The organism is Variovorax sp. J22G73 (assembly GCF_030317035.1).
In the GTDB taxonomy this organism is placed as follows: Bacteria; Pseudomonadota; Gammaproteobacteria; order Burkholderiales; family Burkholderiaceae_C; genus Variovorax.
On record NZ_JASZYK010000011.1, the window covers coordinates 217,661 to 236,619 of the forward strand.

At 69.3% G+C, this 18,959-nt stretch carries 18 protein-coding genes; 9 read left to right on the forward strand and 9 right to left on the reverse strand.

Features of this window, described 5'->3' with window-relative positions:
• Nucleotides 1-3: 3 nt before the first annotated feature.
• Genes QTI51_RS30545 through QTI51_RS30555 form a run of 3 tightly spaced genes read right to left on the reverse strand, consistent with a single transcriptional unit; the run spans nt 4 to nt 1,677 of the window.
• On the reverse strand, nt 4-201 hold the full coding sequence (locus QTI51_RS30545; RefSeq protein ID WP_286517115.1) for a sporulation protein: 198 nt from the start codon (nt 199-201) through the stop codon (nt 4-6).
• 5 nt (nt 202-206) lie between these two features.
• Nucleotides 207-1,019 (reverse strand): biotin--[acetyl-CoA-carboxylase] ligase, encoded by an 813-nt coding sequence (locus tag QTI51_RS30550; protein WP_116910444.1) that lies wholly within the window; start codon nt 1,017-1,019, stop codon nt 207-209.
• A 4-nt stretch (nt 1,020-1,023) separates the two neighbouring features.
• Complete coding sequence (locus QTI51_RS30555; RefSeq protein WP_116910445.1) at nt 1,024-1,677, reverse strand: SET domain-containing protein; 654 nt, start codon at nt 1,675-1,677, stop codon at nt 1,024-1,026.
• An 85-nt stretch (nt 1,678-1,762) separates the two neighbouring features.
• On the opposite strand from QTI51_RS30555, the gene QTI51_RS30560 reads away from it, so the two are divergent.
• Together QTI51_RS30560 and QTI51_RS30565 are read left to right on the forward strand one after the other, a co-directional pair.
• Nucleotides 1,763-4,723: a DNA topoisomerase III gene (locus QTI51_RS30560; protein WP_116910446.1), complete on the forward strand. Its 2,961-nt coding sequence runs from the start codon at nt 1,763-1,765 to the stop codon at nt 4,721-4,723.
• A gap of 2 nt (nt 4,724-4,725) precedes the next feature.
• Nucleotides 4,726-5,709, forward strand: coding sequence for a tripartite tricarboxylate transporter substrate binding protein (locus tag QTI51_RS30565; protein WP_116910447.1), 984 nt, complete (start codon nt 4,726-4,728; stop codon nt 5,707-5,709).
• Nucleotides 5,710-5,740: 31 nt separating this feature from the next.
• On the opposite strand, the gene QTI51_RS30570 is transcribed toward QTI51_RS30565, so the two are convergent.
• Entirely contained in the window at nt 5,741-6,667 is a 927-nt protein-coding gene (locus tag QTI51_RS30570; protein ID WP_116910448.1) for a LysR substrate-binding domain-containing protein, read from the reverse strand.
• Between the two features lie 112 nt (nt 6,668-6,779).
• On the opposite strand from QTI51_RS30570, the gene QTI51_RS30575 reads away from it, so the two are divergent.
• Both QTI51_RS30575 and QTI51_RS30580 read left to right on the forward strand, forming a co-directional pair.
• Entirely contained in the window at nt 6,780-7,742 is a 963-nt protein-coding gene (locus QTI51_RS30575; protein WP_116910449.1) for a tripartite tricarboxylate transporter substrate binding protein BugE, read from the forward strand.
• 13 nt (nt 7,743-7,755) lie between these two features.
• Nucleotides 7,756-8,628, forward strand: a complete 873-nt coding sequence (locus QTI51_RS30580) for an N-formylglutamate amidohydrolase (protein ID WP_116910450.1) — start codon at nt 7,756-7,758, stop codon at nt 8,626-8,628.
• Nucleotides 8,629-8,679: 51 nt separating this feature from the next.
• Here QTI51_RS30580 and QTI51_RS30585 read toward each other — a convergent pair whose 3' ends face one another.
• Nucleotides 8,680-9,540, reverse strand: a complete 861-nt coding sequence (locus QTI51_RS30585; protein ID WP_116910451.1) for an oxidoreductase — start codon at nt 9,538-9,540, stop codon at nt 8,680-8,682.
• Nucleotides 9,541-9,691: 151 nt separating this feature from the next.
• Between QTI51_RS30585 and QTI51_RS30590 the strand changes: the two genes are divergently transcribed.
• Nucleotides 9,692-10,633: a LysR family transcriptional regulator gene (locus QTI51_RS30590; protein ID WP_116910452.1), complete on the forward strand. Its 942-nt coding sequence runs from the start codon at nt 9,692-9,694 to the stop codon at nt 10,631-10,633.
• Nucleotides 10,634-10,680: 47 nt separating this feature from the next.
• Nucleotides 10,681-10,863: a hypothetical protein gene (locus QTI51_RS30595; RefSeq protein ID WP_116910453.1), complete on the forward strand. Its 183-nt coding sequence runs from the start codon at nt 10,681-10,683 to the stop codon at nt 10,861-10,863.
• A 25-nt stretch (nt 10,864-10,888) separates the two neighbouring features.
• Here the strand turns inward: QTI51_RS30595 and QTI51_RS30600 are convergent, their stop codons facing one another.
• Complete coding sequence (locus QTI51_RS30600; protein WP_116910454.1) at nt 10,889-11,545, reverse strand: TetR/AcrR family transcriptional regulator; 657 nt, start codon at nt 11,543-11,545, stop codon at nt 10,889-10,891.
• A 71-nt stretch (nt 11,546-11,616) separates the two neighbouring features.
• Here QTI51_RS30600 and QTI51_RS30605 point away from each other — a divergent pair, with 71 nt between their 5' ends.
• Both QTI51_RS30605 and QTI51_RS30610 read left to right on the forward strand, forming a co-directional pair.
• The gene (locus QTI51_RS30605; RefSeq protein ID WP_116910455.1) at nt 11,617-12,453 is read left to right on the forward strand and encodes a thioesterase family protein; all 837 of its coding nucleotides are present in this window, start codon (nt 11,617-11,619) and stop codon (nt 12,451-12,453) included.
• 44 nt (nt 12,454-12,497) lie between these two features.
• Complete coding sequence (locus tag QTI51_RS30610; protein WP_116910456.1) at nt 12,498-14,138, forward strand: acyl-CoA dehydrogenase family protein; 1,641 nt, start codon at nt 12,498-12,500, stop codon at nt 14,136-14,138.
• Between the two features lie 24 nt (nt 14,139-14,162).
• Here the strand turns inward: QTI51_RS30610 and QTI51_RS30615 are convergent, their stop codons facing one another.
• Nucleotides 14,163-15,044, reverse strand: coding sequence for a gamma-glutamyl-gamma-aminobutyrate hydrolase family protein (locus QTI51_RS30615; RefSeq protein WP_116910457.1), 882 nt, complete (start codon nt 15,042-15,044; stop codon nt 14,163-14,165).
• A gap of 155 nt (nt 15,045-15,199) precedes the next feature.
• On the opposite strand from QTI51_RS30615, the gene QTI51_RS30620 reads away from it, so the two are divergent.
• The gene (locus QTI51_RS30620) at nt 15,200-16,255 is read left to right on the forward strand and encodes a sugar phosphate isomerase/epimerase family protein (protein WP_286517117.1); all 1,056 of its coding nucleotides are present in this window, start codon (nt 15,200-15,202) and stop codon (nt 16,253-16,255) included.
• A 38-nt stretch (nt 16,256-16,293) separates the two neighbouring features.
• On the opposite strand, the gene QTI51_RS30625 is transcribed toward QTI51_RS30620, so the two are convergent.
• Together QTI51_RS30625 and pdxR are read right to left on the reverse strand one after the other, a co-directional pair.
• The gene (locus tag QTI51_RS30625) at nt 16,294-17,379 is read right to left on the reverse strand and encodes a catalase family protein (RefSeq protein ID WP_286517118.1); all 1,086 of its coding nucleotides are present in this window, start codon (nt 17,377-17,379) and stop codon (nt 16,294-16,296) included.
• A gap of 103 nt (nt 17,380-17,482) precedes the next feature.
• Nucleotides 17,483-18,949, reverse strand: a complete 1,467-nt coding sequence (pdxR, locus tag QTI51_RS30630; RefSeq protein ID WP_116910458.1) for a MocR-like pyridoxine biosynthesis transcription factor PdxR — start codon at nt 18,947-18,949, stop codon at nt 17,483-17,485.
• Between the last annotated feature and the right edge of the window lie 10 nt (nt 18,950-18,959).

The window sequence follows — 18,959 nt, forward strand, 5'->3', positions numbered from 1 at the left end:
GGGTCAGGGCGCCGTCGAGGCGGGCTTGGCGTCCTTGCGCAGCTGCAGCCACTCGGGGTGGATCTGCCGCGCCATGCGCTGCGGCTCGCGCTCGTTGAGGCCCGCGGGCGCCAGGCCGAAGCCGGCCAGGTCGCCGCGCGCCCACAGGAAGTAGGCCGCGTTGGCCAGCAGCAGCACGACGAGCGACACGCGCAGCTTCATGGCGACTAGAAAGCCATGCCGCGAGGGCGCACGCTCACTTCGTCGCTGGAGATGAGCTGCAGGCCGGCGTCGGTGCGCACCTGCAGCTCGCCGCCCCAGGCCACGCCTTCGCACAGGCCGGCGGTGCCGTCGCTGAGCACCACCTCGCGCCCGCGCAGCACGTCGCGCGCGGCAAAGCGTTCGGCGAACGGGCCGAAGCCGCGGGCTTCGAACTCGCGCACGGCGCGCACCAGCGGCTCGGCCAGCTCGGCCAGCACGTCGGGCGCATGGGCGTCCGGGCGCCATTGGCGCAGCCATGCCGGCGGCGTGCGCATGCCGTCGGCGTCGCGCGCGCCGATGTTCAGGCCGATGCCGATCACCAGGTAGCGCGCCGCGTCGGCACGCCCGGCGGAGGGCATCGCGGTCTCGATGAGGATGCCGGCCAGCTTGCTGTCGTTAACCCACACGTCGTTGGGCCACTTGAGGCCGACCTTGTGCGCGCCAGTGGGGTCGAGGCTCTCGGCCACCGCCACGCCCACGGCCAGCGACAGGCCCGACCAGTCGGCAGGCGCCAGCGGCAGGCCGAGCGAGAACACGAGCGAGGCGGAGGCTTCCTGCCGCGGCGCGCTTTGCCAGGGGCGTCCGAGGCGGCCGCGGCCCGCGGTCTGGCGCTCGGCCACCAGCAGCACCGGCTCGGCGCGGCCGGCGCGCGCGCGGCGCATGAGCTCGGTGTTGGTGGAATCGATTTCGGCCACGGCCTCGACCGTGAAGCCGGGCAGCAGCGGGGCGACGGATGCGGCGATCCGGTCTTCGAACCAGGCGGCCGAGGTGCTGCTCATGGTGTCAGTCCTCGGCGGACTTGTCCTTCCTGGCGGACTTCTTTTCCGCTTTCTTATCGGTCTTTTTTTCAGACTTCTTTTCGGCTTTTTTCTCAGCCTTTTCCTTCGCCTTCCTGGCTTCCTTCTTTTCAGCCTTTTTCTTTTCGGCCTTCTTTTCCTTCTTCTTTTTCTTCTTCTCTTCGTCCTCGTCGTCCTTGGGCGTCAGCAGCGTGCCGCGGCACTCTTCGGAGCCGCACCAGCAAGGAAATTCGGACAGCAGCTTGGGCGTGTACGGCTCGTCGATGATCAGGCCGTAGTCGTAGTTGAGCTCTTCTCCTGCAGCGATATTGCGCAGCGCCTTGATATAAACGCGCCCATCGACTTCGTCGGCTTCGCAGTTCGGTTCGCACGAGTGGTTGATCCAGCGTGCGTCGTTGCCCTTGACGTTGCCGTCGATCACACGACCGTCATCGATGTGAAAGTAGAAGGTGTGGTTAGGCTGGGCCGGGTCGTGCGGATGGCGGCGCAGCGCCTCCTTCCAGTTGATGACCTCGCCCTTGTATTCGATCAGCGTTTCGCCTTCGGCGAGGTCCTGCACGGCGAAGACACCGTTGCCGTGGACATCGGAGCGTCGCATTTGAATGCGGCGGCCGCCGGAAATGGGGGTTTTGGAAGGCATCGCCGAAGTCTGTTAGTTTGAATGTGCACACATGCGCGTGTACGCGTGCGCACGCGGGAAGCCGCACAGTATAGAGAGCCCTTAGATGACAAAGACGTTGGTAATCGCAGAAAAGCCGTCGGTGGCACAGGACATCGTCCGTGCCCTCACGCCGGTGGCCGGCAAATTCGACAAACATGACGAGCATTTCGAGAACGACAGCTATGTCGTGACCAGCGCCGTCGGTCACCTGGTCGAAATCCAGGCGCCCGAGGAGTTCGACGTCAAGCGGGGCAAGTGGAGCTTTGCCAACCTCCCCGTGATCCCGCCGCACTTCGACCTGAAGCCGGTCGACAAGACCAAGACGCGCCTGAACGCGGTGGTCAAGCAGGCCAAGCGCAAGGACGTGACCCAGCTCATCAACGCCTGCGACGCGGGCCGCGAGGGCGAGCTGATCTTTCGCCTGATCGAGCAGTACGCCGGCGGCAAGACCGGGCTGAACAAGCCGGTCAAGCGGCTGTGGCTGCAGTCGATGACGCCGCAGGCCATTCGCGACGGCTTCGACGCGCTGCGCACCGAGAAGCAGATGCAGGGCCTGGCCGACGCCGCGCGCTCGCGCTCCGAGGCTGACTGGCTGGTGGGCATCAACGGCACGCGCGCCATGACGGCTTTCAATTCGCGCGACGGCGGCTTCTTCCTCACGACCGTGGGCCGCGTGCAGACGCCCACGCTGTCGGTGGTGGTGGAGCGCGAGGAGCAGATCCGCAAGTTCGTCTCGCGCAACTACTGGGAAGTGCACGGCAGCTTTGCGGCCGAGGCCGGCGAGTACCCGGGCAAGTGGTTCAACCCCGACTGGAAGAAGGCCAACGCCCCGCTGCAGGCCAACGGCGAGCCCGACCCCGAGCAGCGCGCCGACCGCGTGTGGAACGAACAGGACGCGCTGGCCATCGCCAACGCCGCGCGCGGCAAGCCCGCCACGGTCACCGAAGAAAGCAAGCCCACCACGCAGGCCTCGCCCGCGCTGTTCGACCTGACCTCGCTGCAGCGCGAGGCCAACGGCCGCTTCGGCTTCAGCGCCAAGACCACGCTGGCGCTGGCGCAGAGCCTGTACGAACGCCACAAGGCGCTGACCTACCCGCGTACCGATTCGCGCGCGCTGCCGGAAGACTACCTGCCGGTGGTCAAGCAGACCATGGACATGCTCGCCCACAGCGGCATGAAGCACCTGGCGCCGTTCGCCCGGCAGGCGGTCGACGGCAACTACGTGAAGCCCAACAAGCGCATCTTCGACAACGCCAAGGTGTCGGATCACTTCGCCATCATCCCCACGCTGCAGGCGCCCAGCGGCCTGAGCGACGCCGAACAGAAGCTGTACGACTTCGTGGTGCGCCGCTTTCTGTCGGTGTTCTTCCCGAGCGCCGAGCACCAGGTGACCACGCGCATCAGCACGGTGGAGCAGGGCGGCAAGAAGTACCCGTTCCGCACCGACGGCAAGGTGCTGGTGAAGCCGGGCTGGCTCGCCATCTACGGCAAGGAAGCGCAGGACGACGAGAAGGAAGACGACAAGGACGGCAAGCGCCTCGTGCCGGTGAAGCCGGGCGAGATCGTGAACACCGAGTCGGCCGACATCAAGGGCCTGAAAACGCGCCCGCCGGCGCGCTACTCGGAAGCCACGCTGCTCGGCGCCATGGAAGGCGCGGGCAAGACCATCGATGACGACGAGCTGCGCGAGGCCATGCAGGAGAAGGGCCTGGGCACGCCTGCCACGCGAGCGGCCACCATCGAAGGGCTGATCGCCGAGAAGTACATGCTGCGCGAAGGCCGCGAGCTCATTCCCACGGCCAAGGCGTTCCAGCTGATGACGCTGCTGCGCGGGCTGGGCGTGGAAGAACTCTCCAAGGCCGAGCTCACGGGCGAGTGGGAGTACAAGCTCGCGCAGATGGAGAAGGGCGCGCTCAGCCGCGACGCCTTCATGCGCGAGATCGCCGCCATGACGGAGCACATCGTCAAGAAGGCCAAGGAGTACGACCGCGACACCGTGCCGGGCGACTACGCCACGCTCGCGACGCCATGCCCCAATTGCGGCGGCGTCGTGAAGGAAAACTACCGCCGCTACGGCTGCGTGGGCAAGAGCGGCACCGGTGAGGACGCCTGCGGCTTCTCGTTCGGCAAGTCGCCAGCCGGGCGCACCTTCGAGGTGGCCGAGGCCGAGGCGCTGCTGGCCAACAAGCACATCGGCCCGCTGGAAGGCTTCCGCTCCAAGGCGGGCTGGCCCTTTACCGCCGAGATCATCCTCAAGTACGACGAGGAAGAATCGAAGAACTGGAAGCTGGAGTTCGACTTCGGCGACGACAAGAACGCCGACACCGGCGAGATCGTCGACTTCAGCGAGCAGGACACCGTGGGCCCGTGCCCGGTGTGCGGCGCGCCGGTGTTCGAGCACGGCAGCAACTACGTCTGCGAGAAGTCGGTGCCCACCAATGCACAGCCCACGCCGAGCTGCACCTTCAAGACCGGCAAGATCATCCTGCAGCAGCCGGTGGAACGCGCGCAGATGGAAAAGCTGCTGGCCACCGGCAAGACCGACCTGCTCGACAAGTTCGTGAGCATGCGCACGCGCCGCGCCTTCAAGGCCTTCCTGACGTGGAACGCCGAAGAGGGCAAGGTGACCTTCGAGTTCGCGCCGCGCGAAGGCGGCAGCAAGTTCCCGCCGCGCAAGACCTTCGGCAAGCCGGCGGCCAAGACGGCCGCCGCGAAGAAGGTGGCGGCGAAGAAGACGCCGGCCGCCAAGAAGGCGCCCGCGGCGAAGAAGGCCGCCGCGCCGCGCAAGCCCGGCGCGGGCCTGAAGCCCAGCGACTCGCTGGCCGCGGTGATCGGCGCCGAACCGGTGGCGCGCACCGAGGTCATCAAGAAGCTGTGGGACTACATCAAGGCCAACGGCCTGCAGGACGCGACCAACAAGCGCGCCATCAATGCCGACGCCAAGCTGAAGCCCGTGTTCGGCAAGGACCAGGTGACGATGTTCGAACTGGCGGGCATCGTGGGCAAGCACCTGTCGGCGCTTTAAGTATGCGGCGCAGGCAGTTCAACGCAGTGGCGGCCGTGGCACTGGCGGCACTTGTGGGCACCGGCGCGGCGCAGGCCGCCGCCTGGCCCGACAAGCCGGTGAAGCTGGTGGTGCCGTTCCCGCCGGGGCAGGCCACCGACATCTTTGCCCGCGCGGTGGCCGAGCAGCTCGGCAAGCGCCTGGGCCAGCCGGTGATCATCGACAACAAGGCCGGCGCCGGCAGCAACATCGGCACCGAGTTCGTGGTGCGCTCGGCGCCCGACGGCTACACGCTGGTGGTGGCCGGCAGCGCGATGGCGGTCAACCAGACGCTCTACGCCAAGCCGGGCTTCGACCCGCGCAAGGACCTCGTGGGCATCTCGCTGATCGCCAAGGTGCCGCTGGTGTTCCTGGCCACGCCCGAGAGCGGCATCCGCACGCTGGCCGACCTCACCGCGCGCGCCAAGGCCGAGCCCGGCCGCCTCAGCTACGCCAGCGCCGGCATCGGCGGCACGCAGCACCTGTCGGGCGAGATGTACAAGGCGGCGGCGCACGTGTTCATCACCCACATTCCGTACCGCGGCAGCGGCCCGGCGCAGTCGGACTTCCTGGGCAACCAGGTGCCGCTGATGATCGATTCGGTGACGGCCGCGCTGCCGCACATCAAGTCGGGCAAGGCGGTGGCGCTGGCCGTGACGTCGGCCATGCGCTCGTCGCAGCTGCCCGAGGTGCCCACGGTGCGCGAAAGCGGCGTGGCCGGCACGAAGAACTTCGAGGCCGTGGGCTGGCTCGGCCTGATGGCGCCGCGCGGCACGCCGGCGGACATCGTCGAGCGCCTGAACCACGAGGTGACCGACATCCTGAAGAGCGAGCAGATGGCGCGCTTAATTCGCGAGCGCGGCTCCGAGCCCGCGCCCACGACGCCGGCCGAGTTCGACCGCTTCGTGGCGAGCGAGATCGGCGTGTGGGGCGCGGCGGTGAAGGCCTCGGGCGCCAAGCCCGAGTAGCGGGCCGCCGGAAAGTACAAAAGGGCCGGGCTCAGGCCGGCGCGACAGTGAGCGCGTCCGCCCCCCGGTCGACCTCCGCGAGCAGCCAGCTGCGGAAGTGGTCGAGCGTGGCCAGCTGGCCGCGCCCTTCGGGGTAGCAGAACCAGTAGCCCCGGTCGCCGCGGTAGCCGCCGCCCGGCAGCGGCTCGTCCACCAGCCCGGAGGCAATTTCGTCCTGCACCAGGCAGCGCGGCACCAGCGCCACGCCCATGCCCACCATCACCGCGCGGATCATGGTCTGGAACTGGTCGAACTGCGGGCCTGCCAGCGGGTCGAGCCCGCGCACGCCGTGCGCCTCGCTCCACTGCAGCCACGACTGCGGCACCGTCACGTGGCGCAGCAGCGTGCAGCGCGCCACGTCCTGCGGCGAGCGGATGACCACCTCGGCCTGCGCCGCGCGCGGCGCGATCAACGCCACGTCCTGCCCCGCGAGGTAGTGCGAGCGCGCGCCGGGCCAGTGGCCGTCGCCGAAAAGAATGGCGCAGTCCAGCTCGGGCCGCTCGAAGTCGTAGCCGTGCACGAAGGGCACGAAATGCAGCGTGATCTGCGGGTGCAGCCGCTGGAAGTCGGGCAGCCGCGGGATCAGCCACTTGGCGCCGAAGGTGGGCAGCGTCGACAGGTGCAGCGCGCCGCCGCCGTCGCCGCTGGTAATGAGTTCCAGCGTGGCCGCCTCCAGCTGCGCGAGCAGCGCGCGCACCGCCTTCTCGTAGCGCTCGCCGGCGGGCGTGAGCGCCAGGCGCTTGCGGCTGCGCTCGAACAGCGGCGCGCCGATCCAGCGCTCCAGTTCTTGCACCTGCTTGCTCACCGCGCCCTGCGTGAGGTGCAGCGCCTCGGCCGCGCGCGAGACGCCGCCGAAGCGCACCACGGTCGAAAAAGCACGCAGCAGGTTCAGGGGCGGATTGAGACGGCGCAACGACATGGCGAAAAGCCCATTAAAACATTCCAGATCAGAATGTTAGCTGGTCTATCCTTTGCTTTGAAGTGAGGCGGAAATCGCTCCTTCACTCTCAATGCACACTGGAATACACCCCATGCAACGTCGTCATTTCATCTCCACGCTGGCTGCCGCTTCTATCCTTCCAGGAATATCCTTTGCCCAAGGCAAACCCATTCGCCTGGTCGTTCCGTTCCCGCCGGGCGGCGCCACCGACATCACCGCGCGCGTGCTCGGCGAGCCCGTGGCCAAGATCCTGCAGCAGCCCGTGGTCATCGACAACCGCGCCGGTGCCGGCGGTTCCATCGGCATGGCCGAACTGGCCCGCGCCACGCCGGACGGCCTGACCTTCGGCATTGCCACGCTGTCCACGCACGGCGTGAACCCGGCCGTGTACCAGAAGCTGCCGTACGACCCGATCAAGGGCTTCACCGCCGTGACCGAGATCGTCAAGGCGCCGGGCGTGATCGTCATCAACCCGTCGAAGCTGCCGGTGGCCAACTTCGCCGAACTGGTGAAGTACCTGAAGGCCAACCCGGGCAAGGTGTCTTACGCCACGCCGGGCAACGGCACCATCGGCCACATGTGGGGCGAGCTCTTCAAGAGCAGCACCGGAACCTCGATGGTGCACATCCCCTATCGCGGTGCGGGCCCGGCCATCAACGACGTGCTCGCGGGCGAAGTGCCGGTGTACTTCGACCAGGTGGCCTCGTCGCTGCCGCACGTGAAGTCGGGCAAGCTGAAGGCGCTGGCCGTGTCGTGGAGCGGCCGCCTCGACGTGCTGCCCGACGTGCCCACCTACGGCGAGCTGGGCTACCCGGCCAACAACGACCCGTCGTGGTTCGGCATGGTGGCGCCCGCCGGCACGCCCGCCGACCTGGTGCTGCGCATGCAGCAGGCCGTGGCCACCGCGCTGAAGGACGCCTCGGTGCGCGAGCGCCTGGCACTGCAGGGCCTGTACGCCTCGGGCACCACGCCGGCGCAGTTCACCAAGCAGATCGCCAGCGAGATCGACAAGATGAAGAAGGTCGCCGAATTCGCCCGCGTCCGATTGGATTGACCCGCGCCTGCCTATGCATCCAGTCCTGAAAATCATCCAAAGCCGCGCCCAGGTCACCACCGTGGCCGGGCACACACCGCTGGTGCTCGACTCCCCGCACAGCGGCACCGTGTACCCCGACGACTTCGGCACCGTGCGCGAGCTGGCCACGCTGCGCCGCGCCGAAGACACGCACGTGGAAAAGCTCTACGCCTTCGCGCCCGCGCTGGGCGTGGCCTGGGTGGAGGCGCACTTTCCGCGCAGCTACCTGGACGCCAACCGCGACACCACCGAGATCGACACCACCATGCTCGACGGCGCGTGGACCGACCCGGTCTCCACCGACCCGCGCGTGCTCTCGAAGGTGCGCCTGGGCAAGGGGCTGATCTGGAAGCTGACCGACGAGGGCCTGCCCATCTACGACCGGCAGCTGCCGGTCGACGAGGTGCGCCAGCGCATCGACAGCTGCTGGCGGCCGTACCACGCGGCCGTGACGCAGGCGGTGGACGAGGCGCATGTGCGCCACGGCTACGCCATCCACATCAACTGCCACTCGATGCCGGCCATCGCGGCCAGCCATGCCACCGACTTTCCGGGGCTGGCGCATGCCGACTTCGTCATCGGCGACCGCGACGGCAGCACGGCCGACCCGGCGCTGTCGCGCAAGCTGTGCGAGCACCTGCGCGGCCTGGGCTACAGCGTGGACTACAACCACCCCTACAAGGGCGTGGAGCTGGTTCGCCGCAACGGCGACCCGGCCGGCAACCGGCACAGCATCCAGGTGGAGATCAACCGCAAGCTCTACATGGACGAGGCCACGCTGGCGCTCGACGAAGCCGGCGCGGCACGGCTGCAGGCGCACCTGCGCTCGATGGTCGAGATGCTGCTGGCGACGGACCCGCGCTGAGCCGTGCGGCCCCGGTGATCAGGGCCCGATCAAGGCCCGATCACGGTGTGATCACGGCGTGAAGTCGGTCGACACCGACACCGCCTCCCACGCCTTGATCTCCTCCTGCAGCGCGCCCAGCTTCTCGCGCACCACCTTCACCGCGTCGGGGCCGAGCAGCAGGTGCGCGGGCGGGTTCGCCGCTTCGGTCAGCTGGAGCATGGCGCGCGCGGCCTTCGCCGGGTCGCCCGCCTGCTTGCCGCTGCGCGCCAGGCGCGCCTCGCGCACCGGGCCCATCACCGGCGCGTAGTCGTCGATGGTCTGCGGCGCGCGCACCATCGAGCGGCCCGCCCAGTCGGTGCGAAAGCCGCCGGGCTCCACCGCCGTCACGTGGATGCCGAAGCTCGCCACCTCCTTGCCCAGCGTTTCCGAGATGCCCTCGAGCGCGAACTTGCTGCCGTGGTAGTAGCCCAGCCCCGGAAAGGTCACGATGCCGCCCATCGAGGTGATGTTCAGGATGTGGCCGCGCCGGCGCGCGCGCATGAAGGGCAGCACCGCCTTGGCCATGGCCACCGCGCCGAACACGTTCACCTCGAACTGCTGGCGCAGGTCGTCGAGCGACGATTCCTCCACCGTGCCCTCGTGGCCGTAGCCGGCGTTGTTGACCAGCACGTCGATGGGGCCGACCGTGGCCTCGACCTCGGCCACCACGCGCAGCACCTCGGCGCCGTGCGTCACGTCGAGCAGGCGGCCGAAGGAGCGGCCGGGTTGCAGCGCGTCGAACGCGGCACGGGCGGCCTCGTTGCGCAGCGTGCCGACCACGCGGTGGCCGGCAGCCAGCGCTTCCTGCGCCAGCGCGCGGCCGAAGCCGCTGCTGACGCCGGTGATGAACCAGGTGCGCAAAGATGATGAAGAAGCAGCGGAAGCAGTCATTGGAAATGTCCTTGGTGGGGAGGTGGAAGAACCGATGGCCAGACTGTGCGCGCGCCGCATCGCTTTGATAATCCGCCCAATCAGCTAAGCACCTTGAAGGTTTTCTTCAAGACCGCGCCGGCTTCTCCTTCACACCACGTCACACGACTTCATGCGCCAGGACCAGCTCGACGGCCTCGCCACCTTCGTGGCCGTGGCCGAATCACGCGGCTTTTCGGCCGCGGCGGTGCGCCTGGGTGTCTCGCCCTCGGCTGTGAGCCAGGCCGTGCGGCTGCTCGAAAAGCGCGTGGGCGTGCCGCTGTTCAACCGCACCACGCGCAGCGTGAACCTCACCGAAGCCGGCGCTCGCTTTCTGGAACGCATCGGCCCGGCGGTGCAGGAGCTGGCTTCGGCTTCCGAAGAGCTGAGCGACAGCGCCGAGCGCCCCTCGGGCCTGCTGCGGCTCACGGTGTCGCGCGGGGCCTACCTGTGGGTGCTGCAGCCGGTGCTCGGCGCCTTTCTGCGCGCGTACCCGCAGATCGACCTGGAGGTGTCCATCGACAACACGCTGGTCGACATCGTGGGCCGGGGCTTCGACGCGGGCATCCGCTTCGGCGGCATGGTCGAGCGCGACATGGTGGGCCTGCGGGTCGGCCCGCCGATGGCCAACTGCATCGTCGCCGCGCCGCGCTACCTGGCCGAGCGCGGCACGCCGGTGCATCCGCGCGAGCTGCTGGCGCACGATTGCATCGGCTTTCGCTTCGCGAGCTCGGGCCAGCTCGAACGCTGGGAGTTCGCGAAGAACGGCGAGGCCATGACGCTCGCGGTGAGCGGGCGCCTGGTGATGAACGACGTGGCCGTGATGCTCGACGCCGCGGTCGACGGCATCGGCATCGCCAACCTGATCGGCAGCTTCACCGAGCGCCACATCGCCGACGGCAGGCTGGTGCAATTGCTGGCCGACTGGACCACGCCGCTGCCCGACCTGACGCTGTACTACCCCGACCGCCGCCGCGTGCCGCCCAAGCTGCGCGCGCTCATCGACTGGCTGCGCGCAACAACCCCGCCGGCGTCGGGCGTGTTGTTACAGGACGGAAGCACGGCCGGCCTATAGTGGGCCGCTCGTTCCCCTCATCACTCAACCACCCCTTGGAGTTTCCAGTGAAGCCATTCATCACCGCCGTGTTCGTGATCGCCATGGGCGCGCTGGTGTCGGGCTGCGCGGGCACCGGCGCCGCCGGCAGCGGCAACAGCGCATCGGGCACGACCGGCGGCAGCGGCGTGACCGTGTTCGGCACCATCGACGCCAGCGTCAGCGGCACGACGAACAAGTCGTCGCGCTGATCCCGGCAACACCCTTCCTGTCCGTTCAGGCCGCGCCGGCCGCTCCCGGCATTCCCGCCGTTCCCACCAGGTAGCCGTGCAGCGCCCCGCGCAGCTGCCGTGACAGCGCCTGCAGGTCGGGCCGCCCGCCGGTGCCGATGTGGGTGTGCGCCACCAGGCCGTAGATGATGGTCTGGCACACGCGGGCGACTTCCTTCTTCTGGCAATCGGGCGACAGGTCGGCGGCCGCGTCCAGCGCGCCCACCCATTCGGCGACGAAACGGTCGTACATCTTTCGGTAGGCCTCGGGGCTGGAAAGGTGCCGCTCCAGCAGGTAGTGCGCGCCCCAGGCCAGCGGCTGCTCGCGGTGGGCGTCGAGCTGCGCGTCGATCACCGCGTCGACGATCTCGCGCAGCGGCCGGCCCGCATGCGCGGCGACGGCGGCGCGCATGCCCATGAGCAGCGCCTTGGAGCGCAGGTGCAGGCACACGCGGGCCAGGTCGTCCTTGTTCTCGAAGTATTCGTAGAAGCTGCCGAGCCCGGTGCCGGCCACCGCCGCAATCTCGCGGATGGTGACGCCCGCGTAGCCCTTCTCGACCCAAAGCCGAACAAAGGCCTCCTGCAGCGCCTGCGAGGTGTGGCGCGCGCGGGACTGGCGAGGTTTTCTCCTCGGGGCGGCGGCGGGGGTTCGCGTGCTTGTCATTCCGGCCGAACCCGAACACCCTGCAAGCGTGTTGTTCCTAGAATTTTTGGACCCATCGAACGGATTCTGCAATGGCCCTCCACGAAAGCACCTCGGACGAATCCCCCGCATCGCGCGCTTGCGTCTTTGTCGGCGGCGACGGCGCCTGGCTTCCCGGCGCGCTCTCGCGCGGCCCCTGGGACCCGCGCGCGCAGCACGGCGGCGCGCCCTGCGGGCTGCTCGCGCACATCGCCGAAAGCGCGGCGCCCGGCCCGGGCTGGCAGCTGGCGCGGCTCACGGTCGAGCTCGTCAAGCCGGTGCCGGTGGCGCCGCTGGTGTCGCGCTCGCAGGTGCAGTCCTCGCGCGCCACGGTGCGCGTGGGCATCGAGCTGCTGGCGGGCGACGTGGTGGTTGCGCGGGCGCACGCGCTGCTGCTCGCCAGGCAGCCGCTGGCGTTGCCCGCCGACCTGCCGCACGCCACCGCGCAAGCGCCGATGCGCCCACCCGAAGACTGCACAGACCGCGTGCGCATTCCGGGCCTGCCCGAGGGCGTGTCCTTCTACAGCAGCGCGGTCGAATCGCGCGTGGCCGAGGGCGACTCGGCCCGCCCGGGCCCGTGCGGCGCGTGGTTCCGGCTCGGCGTGCCGCTGGTGCAGGGCGTGCCCAATTCGCCAGCCATGCGCACCGCCGCGGCGGCCGATTTCGGCAACGGCCTGAGCTGGGTGCTGCCGGCCGAACGCTTCCTGTTCTCCAACGCGGACCTGAGCCTGAACCTGTTTCGCGCGCCCGAGGGCGAATGGATCGGACTGCGCTCGGCGACCGAAGTGCACGGCGACGGCGCGGGCCTCGCCGTGTCCCGGCTGTACGACACGCGCGGCCCGATCGGCATCGCGACCCAGACGCTGGTGCTGCGCGAGCGCGTGGCCTGAACCACACGGCGCCTTCTTCCAACGAAACACCCCGGAGACACACCATGACCACCACCGGCATCCACCCCGACAACCAGGTCCCCGAACTGAAGGACTACAACGTCTACACCAGCGACCCCGCGCTGCGCGGCGCGGTGGCGCGCGGCGGCGCCGGCTGGCGCGACGACGAGCTGGTGCGCCAGGGCGCTGAATACGGTGCCGAGGCCACGCTGCGCGCCGCCGAGAACGCCAACCGCCACGAGCCCGAGCTGCACACGCACTCGCGCATCGGCGAGCGCATCGACCAGGTCGAGTTCCACCCCGCCTGGCACACGATGATGGCCATCGCGCGGCGCAACGGCATCGCCAACCTGCCGTTCTTCGACGAGCGGCCCTCGGCCTGGGTGGGCTACGGCGCGTCGCTGTACATGCACAGCCAGATCGAGTCGGGCTCCACCTGCCCGACCACCATGACCAAGGCCTGCATTCCGGTGATGCGGCGCAACGCACCGCTGTACGCCGCGCTGAGCGGCAAGCTGGCCTCCAACGAACACGATGCGCGCGACATTCCGCTGGAGCGCAAGACCTCGATGACGGTCGGCATGGGCATGACCGAGAAGCAGGGCGGCAGCGACGTGCGCAGCAACACCACGCGCGCGGGACCGGCCGGCAGCGGCCCGTGGGGCGAAGAATTTCTCATCACCGGCCACAAGTGGTTCTTCTCGGCGCCGATGTGCGACGGCCACCTGGTGCTGGCCAAGACCGACGAGCACGGCTCATCGTGCTTCTTCGTGCCGCGCTGGCGGCCCGACGGCAGCAAGAACCCGATCCATATCCAGCGGCTGAAGGACAAGGTGGGCAACCGCTCCAACTCCAGCAGCGAGGTCGAGTTCAAGGAGGCCTGGGGCGTGCTGGTGGGCGACGAGGGCCGCGGCATTCCGACCATCATCGAAATGGCGACCGTCACCCGGCTCGACTGCGCGCTGGCCAGCGCCGGCTTCATGCGCCAGGCCTTCGCGCAGGCGCTGCACTACACGCGCAACCGCTACGCCTTCGGCAAGGCGCTGGTCGACCAGCCGGTGATGACCGAGCTGCTGGCCGACATGGCGCTGGAGTCGCAGGGCGCCACGCTGCTGGCGATGGGGCTGGCCTCGCGCTTCGGCTCCGCCGCGCCCATCGACACCGCATGGCGCCGCCTGCTCACGCCCGCGGCCAAGTTCTGGAACTGCAAGCGCGCGGTGGCGCTCACGGGCGAGGCGATGGAGGTGTTCGGCGGCAACGGCTATGTGGAAGACGCGCCCATGGGCCGGCTGTTTCGCGAGGCGCCGGTCAACTCGATCTGGGAAGGCTCGGGCAACGTGATGTGCCTGGACGTGCTGCGCGCCGTGTCGCGCAACCCCGACGACGTGCACCTGGTGCTCGACCAGCTGCAGGGTGTCGCGGCCGGCGAGCCGCGCCTGCTGGCCGAGCTGCAGGCGGTGCGCCAGATGGTGCAGCTGCCGCCGCAGGACCTGGAGCGCCAGGCGCGCCGCTTCACGCAGCGGCTGGTGCTGGCCGCGCAGGCCTGCCTGATGCTGGAGCACGCGAGCGCAGAGGCGTCGGCCGCCTTCGTCTCGAGCCGCTTCGACCCCGACTGGGGCGCGGTGACCGGCATCAGCGCCGGCACCAGCGACCCGGGCGCGCTGCTGCGCGCCGCGTGGCACTGAAAAACGAAAAAGTGAAAGCGCGGCTCAGCGCCGCAGCAACGCGCGGCGCAGCATGCGTGCCGCGCGGTCGCGGATCTTGCCGGTGTTGGAGCGCAGCGACGAGCGCGGTGCCACCTTGGCCGTGGCGCAGGCCCACAGGAAGTCGTGGAGGATGGGCGTGTCGTCCACCGTCTCGGTGCTGCCGTACTTGTGGAACTCGGGGTGCCACTGCGTGGCGGCGATGTAGCTGCGGCCCCGGTCGCCGCGGCGGCGAATGGCCTCGGGCACGCGGTCGGGCAGGCTCCAGGCCTCGATGTCGAAGCCGGGCGCGATGTCCTTCACGCCCTGGTGGTGGATGCTGTTGACGCGCGCGTTGCGCACGTCGGGGTACAGCTTCGACAAGCGCGTGCCGTCGACGATCTCGATCTGGTGAAAGTTCTGGTCGTAGGTCACGGGGTCGCGGTGGCGCAGGCCGCCCGCGTGCTGCGCCTCGATGTCCTGGTACAGCGTGCCGCCGAAGGCCACGTTGATGAGCTGCAGCCCGCGGCACACGCCGAAGATGGGCTTGCCCGCCTGCTCGAAGGCCTCGACCAGCGCCAGGTCGTACAGGTCGCGGATCTGGTCGCCGATCCACGCGTCTTTCAGGGGCACCTCGCCGTAGCTGCCGGGCCATACGTCGGCACCGCCGTGCATGACCACGCCGTCGAGCCACTCGGCGTAGTGCGACAGCTTGGTGTCGCCGCGCGCGGTTTCGCCGGTGGGGCAGGGCACCATCACCACCATGGCACCCGCGGACATCAGCCAGTGCGCGATCGATTGCTCGACGTACTGCAGCGTCTTGTTGGTGAACAGCGAGCGGGCCGGGTCGGCGTGCGAGAAGCAGGCGGACAGGCCGATCTTGAGCCGGGCGGAAACGGGTTGTGTCATCGCGGGACTGTCGACGGTGTGAGCCGGACGAGAGGGGCCGAGGCCCAAAGAACGAAGAGGAAAATCCATTGTGGCTCCTTGACTTCTCGCTCGGGGTCGGACGACACGCCAAGTATGCTTTCAACGCCGTCAAAACCAAGAAGGAAGACAAGCCGATGAAAACGATCAAGGGCCCGGCCATTTTTCTGGCCCAGTTCGCCGGAGACAGCGTCCCTTTCAACACGCTCGACGGCATCGCCGGATGGGCCGCGGGGCTGGGCTACAAGGGCGTGCAGATTCCGAGTTGGGACGCGCGCCTGTTCGACCTGAAGAAGGCCGCCGAAAGCAAGACCTACTGCGACGAAGTGACAGGCACGCTGGCCGCGCACGGCCTGCAGATCACCGAACTGTCGACCCATCTGCAAGGCCAGCTGGTGGCCGTGCACCCGGCCTACGACGCGGGCTTCGACGGCTTCGCGGCGCCCGAGGTGCGCGGCGACCCGGTGCGGCGCCAGCAGTGGGCGGTGCAGCAGCTGCATTTCGCGGCGAAGGCATCGGCGAACCTGGGGCTCAGGGCACACGCGACCTTCTCGGGCGCGCTGGCGTGGCCCTACCTGTACTCGTGGCCGCCGCGCCCGCCGGGGCTCATCGAGGAGGCCTTCGACGAACTGGCGCGCCGCTGGCGCCCGATCCTCGATGCATTCGACGCCGCGGGCGTGGACGTGGGCTACGAGATTCATCCCGGCGAGGACCTGCACGACGGCGTGAGCTACGAGATGTTCCTGGAGCGCGTCGGCAACCACCCGCGCGCCTGCCTGCTGTACGACCCGAGCCACTTCCTGCTGCAGCAGCTCGACTACCTGGCGTACATCGACCACTACCACGAGCGCATCAAGATCTTTCACGTGAAGGACGCCGAGTTCAACCCGACCGGCAAGCAGGGCGTGTACGGCGGCTTCCAGAGCTGGATCAACCGGGCCGGGCGCTTCCGCTCGCTGGGCGACGGGCAGGTCGACTTCAAGGGCATCTTCTCGAAGATGGCGCAGTACGACTTTCCGGGCTGGGCGGTGCTGGAGTGGGAGTGCTGCATCAAGCACCCCGAAGACGGCGCGCGCGAGGGCGCCGCCTTCATCGCCGAGCACATCATCCACGTGGCGGACCGCGCGTTCGACGACTTCGCGGCCGGCGGCGTGGACGTGGCGGCGAACCAGCGGATGCTCGGGCTGGGCTGAGCGCCCGCCTTCTTGCAGCGCGTTCCGCCCGCGCCCCTTCATCGGTGCATTGGACAGCCGTTGCGCTCGCTGCGGTAGTTGGACGACGCCGCGTACGCCACCTTGCGCGCGCGCATCACATTGCCCAGCGGGCGGTGCGCGGCGAGCGCGTGCCAGGGGTTGAAGGCCATGCCGTCGTCGAACTCGCGCGCCAGCGCTTCGCTCCACACCTCTTGCGGATCGGCCGTGATGCGCGCGACGGCAATGAAGGGGCTCAGCTCTTGCGACCACTCGATCGACGCGTCTTCGATGGGCATGCGCTCCAGGTCGACGCACAGCTGCGCGCGCAGCTCCCACACGGCCGGCTGCTGGCGCATGAAGTCTGCGACCGCGTCGCGCGTGCCGTCGGGCTTGTCGGTGAGGTCGATGGGGGCGTCTTGCAGCGCCTGCAGCGCGGGCGACACGGGCACCAGTTGCAGCTTGGCGATGTAGTTGCCGTAGCGCAGCGGCACCTGCGTGAAGAAGGTGGCACCCAGCGGATGCGTCTCTGCATGCCCGCCCATGGCGATGAGCGTGCTGCTCTTGCCGCCCACGGCCTCCACGGCTTTCTCGACGCCCTGCAGCACGCTGGACAGCACGCGCTTGGCGTTGGGCGCCTTGTCGGTGGTGCTGGCGAGCAGCTTCAGGCTGCGCAGGAAGCCCTTTGCATCGGGGGCGGAAAACACCGGGCCGTCGACGAAGAGGAAGTCTTGCGAGCTGTGTCCCTTGGAGCCTTCAACGCGCGCGCCTTCCACGTCGAGCACTTTCACGGCCATGCCGCGCGGCAGCGAGACACGGTCGTCGAGCACTTCGGCCGGTGGCGTCGACAAGCGCATGACCACCGGGTAGCGCCGCGCCGCCGCGAACAGCCCCTGGGCCAGCGGCTCGGGCAGGCCGTCGAGCACGCGCAATTCGCCGCGCAGCAAGCCGTGGCTCTTGGCGTGCACCGCGCGCATGGCATGGCCGGTGTGGTCGGCCATGGTCTTCTCCATGTCGACGAGGGTGGCGACAAGGTCCGTGTGCGTCTGCGCCTCATCGTCATGGAAGGTCTCCACGGCGGGGTCGTAGCGAACGGGGGCGGTGGAGAGCATCGTGGTGGTATTCATGGCGCGATTGAGCGCACCGGCCATCGGCCCGGCTGTAGGAGCGCATCGACAAAGCGTGCGCTCGAACGCCTGCGCGCACGGGCGCTCAGAGCACTGAGAGCGTTCAGAGCAATGTCACGAGCCGGCGGACCGCGCCGTCGATCTGACTCTCGCCGATGAGCCCGTAGCCGAACGCGAGGCCGTTGGGCACGCCGGGCGCGCGCGGGTCGAGCGCGAAGCGCGACAACGGCGGCAGCGTGATGCCCGCCGCGGCGGCGCGCTCGACCACCGTGTCGGCACGCACATCGCCGCGCAGCCACGCCGACAGGTGCAGGCCCGCGTCGGACGGAATCGCCTCGAGCCGCCCCTCGCCATGGCGCGCCAGCGCGTCGAGCAGGGTGCCGCGCCGCGCGCCGTACAGCTTGCGCATCTTGCGGATGTGGCGCGCGAGGTGCCCTTCGGCAATGAAGGCCGCCAGCGCCTCCTGCCCGAGCACGGGGCCGTGCCAGTCGGCCAGTTCGCGCGCACGCACCAGCGCCGCGCGGGCCCACGGCGGCGCGACCACGAAGCCCAGGCGCAGCGCGGGGAACAGGCTCTTCGAAAAGGTGCCCACGTAGAACACCGACTCGGCGCGGTCCAGCGTCTGCAATGCGTCGAGCGGTCGGCCGGCGAAGCGGAATTCGCTGTCGTAGTCGTCCTCGATGACGACGGCGTTGCGCGCGCGTGCAAAGGCCAGCAGGGCGGCGCGGCGCTGCGGCGACATCGCCACGCCAGTGGGGAACTGGTGCGAAGGCGTGACGCACACCACGCGCGCCTCGGGCGGAATGCGGTCGACGCACAGGCCTTCGACATCGGTGGGCACCGTCACCACGCGCGCCCCCGCGGCCTGCATGGCCTCGCGCAGCGACGGATAGAACAGCTGCTCCACCGCAACCACCGTGCGCCCCGGCACCACGAGGATGCGCGCCAGCAGCCCGAACGCCTGCTGCGCGCCGGCGGTGACCACGATGTCGTCGGCCGTGCAGCCGACCGCGCGGGTGAACGACACATGGTGGGCAATGGCCTCGCGCAGGGCGCCTTGCCCCTGCGGGTCGGCGTAGGTGGCGGTCTGGCGGGCGATGCGGCGCAAGGCGCGGTCGGAGAGGCGGCGCCAGATGTCGAAGGGAAAAGCGCTCACGTCGGGCAGGCCGACGCGGAAGTCGTCGCGCGCGGGCTGCGGCTGCAGGGTGGGGGCCAGGTCGGCGCCGGGCACGTCGAGTGGGACGAGGCGGGTGTCGCGCTGCGTGCGCCGGACGGTCGACGGCTTCGTGGCCCGGCCCAGGCGCGAGGCGGGCGACGTGTCGGCCACATAGGTGCCGGCGCCGGGGCGCGCCAGCAGGTAGCCCTCGCTCAGCAGCAGGTCGTAGGCCGCGAGCATGGTGTTGCGCGACACGCCCAGGCGCAGCGCCAGCGCGCGCGTGGCGGGCAGCCGCGTGCCGGGCTGCAACCGGCCGTCGACGATGGCGCCGCGCAGCTGCCGGTGCAGTTCGCGCAGCAGGTCGCGCGAGCCGGGGCTCGGCAGGCGCAGGTCGAGTTCGAAAAGTGGCTCCATGAACTTCGCG

Bases quoted from the DNA above. Each gene is read 5' to 3' on its own strand.
- QTI51_RS30545 (WP_286517115.1), bottom strand. From the start codon at position 201: ATGAAGCTGCGCGTGTCGCTCGTCGTGCTGCTGCTGGCCAACGCGGCC.
- QTI51_RS30550 (WP_116910444.1), bottom strand. From the start codon at position 1,019: ATGAGCAGCACCTCGGCCGCCTGGTTCGAAGACCGGATCGCCGCATCC.
- QTI51_RS30555 (WP_116910445.1), bottom strand. From the start codon at position 1,677: ATGCCTTCCAAAACCCCCATTTCCGGCGGCCGCCGCATTCAAATGCGA.
- QTI51_RS30560 (WP_116910446.1), top strand. From the start codon at position 1,763: ATGACAAAGACGTTGGTAATCGCAGAAAAGCCGTCGGTGGCACAGGAC.
- QTI51_RS30565 (WP_116910447.1), top strand. From the start codon at position 4,726: ATGCGGCGCAGGCAGTTCAACGCAGTGGCGGCCGTGGCACTGGCGGCA.
- QTI51_RS30570 (WP_116910448.1), bottom strand. From the start codon at position 6,667: ATGTCGTTGCGCCGTCTCAATCCGCCCCTGAACCTGCTGCGTGCTTTT.
- QTI51_RS30575 (WP_116910449.1), top strand. From the start codon at position 6,780: ATGCAACGTCGTCATTTCATCTCCACGCTGGCTGCCGCTTCTATCCTT.
- QTI51_RS30580 (WP_116910450.1), top strand. From the start codon at position 7,756: ATGCATCCAGTCCTGAAAATCATCCAAAGCCGCGCCCAGGTCACCACC.
- QTI51_RS30585 (WP_116910451.1), bottom strand. From the start codon at position 9,540: ATGACTGCTTCCGCTGCTTCTTCATCATCTTTGCGCACCTGGTTCATC.
- QTI51_RS30590 (WP_116910452.1), top strand. From the start codon at position 9,692: ATGCGCCAGGACCAGCTCGACGGCCTCGCCACCTTCGTGGCCGTGGCC.
- QTI51_RS30600 (WP_116910454.1), bottom strand. From the start codon at position 11,545: ATGACAAGCACGCGAACCCCCGCCGCCGCCCCGAGGAGAAAACCTCGC.
- QTI51_RS30605 (WP_116910455.1), top strand. From the start codon at position 11,617: ATGGCCCTCCACGAAAGCACCTCGGACGAATCCCCCGCATCGCGCGCT.
- QTI51_RS30610 (WP_116910456.1), top strand. From the start codon at position 12,498: ATGACCACCACCGGCATCCACCCCGACAACCAGGTCCCCGAACTGAAG.
- QTI51_RS30615 (WP_116910457.1), bottom strand. From the start codon at position 15,044: ATGACACAACCCGTTTCCGCCCGGCTCAAGATCGGCCTGTCCGCCTGC.
- QTI51_RS30620 (WP_286517117.1), top strand. From the start codon at position 15,200: ATGAAAACGATCAAGGGCCCGGCCATTTTTCTGGCCCAGTTCGCCGGA.
- QTI51_RS30625 (WP_286517118.1), bottom strand. From the start codon at position 17,379: ATGAATACCACCACGATGCTCTCCACCGCCCCCGTTCGCTACGACCCC.
- pdxR (WP_116910458.1), bottom strand. From the start codon at position 18,949: ATGGAGCCACTTTTCGAACTCGACCTGCGCCTGCCGAGCCCCGGCTCG.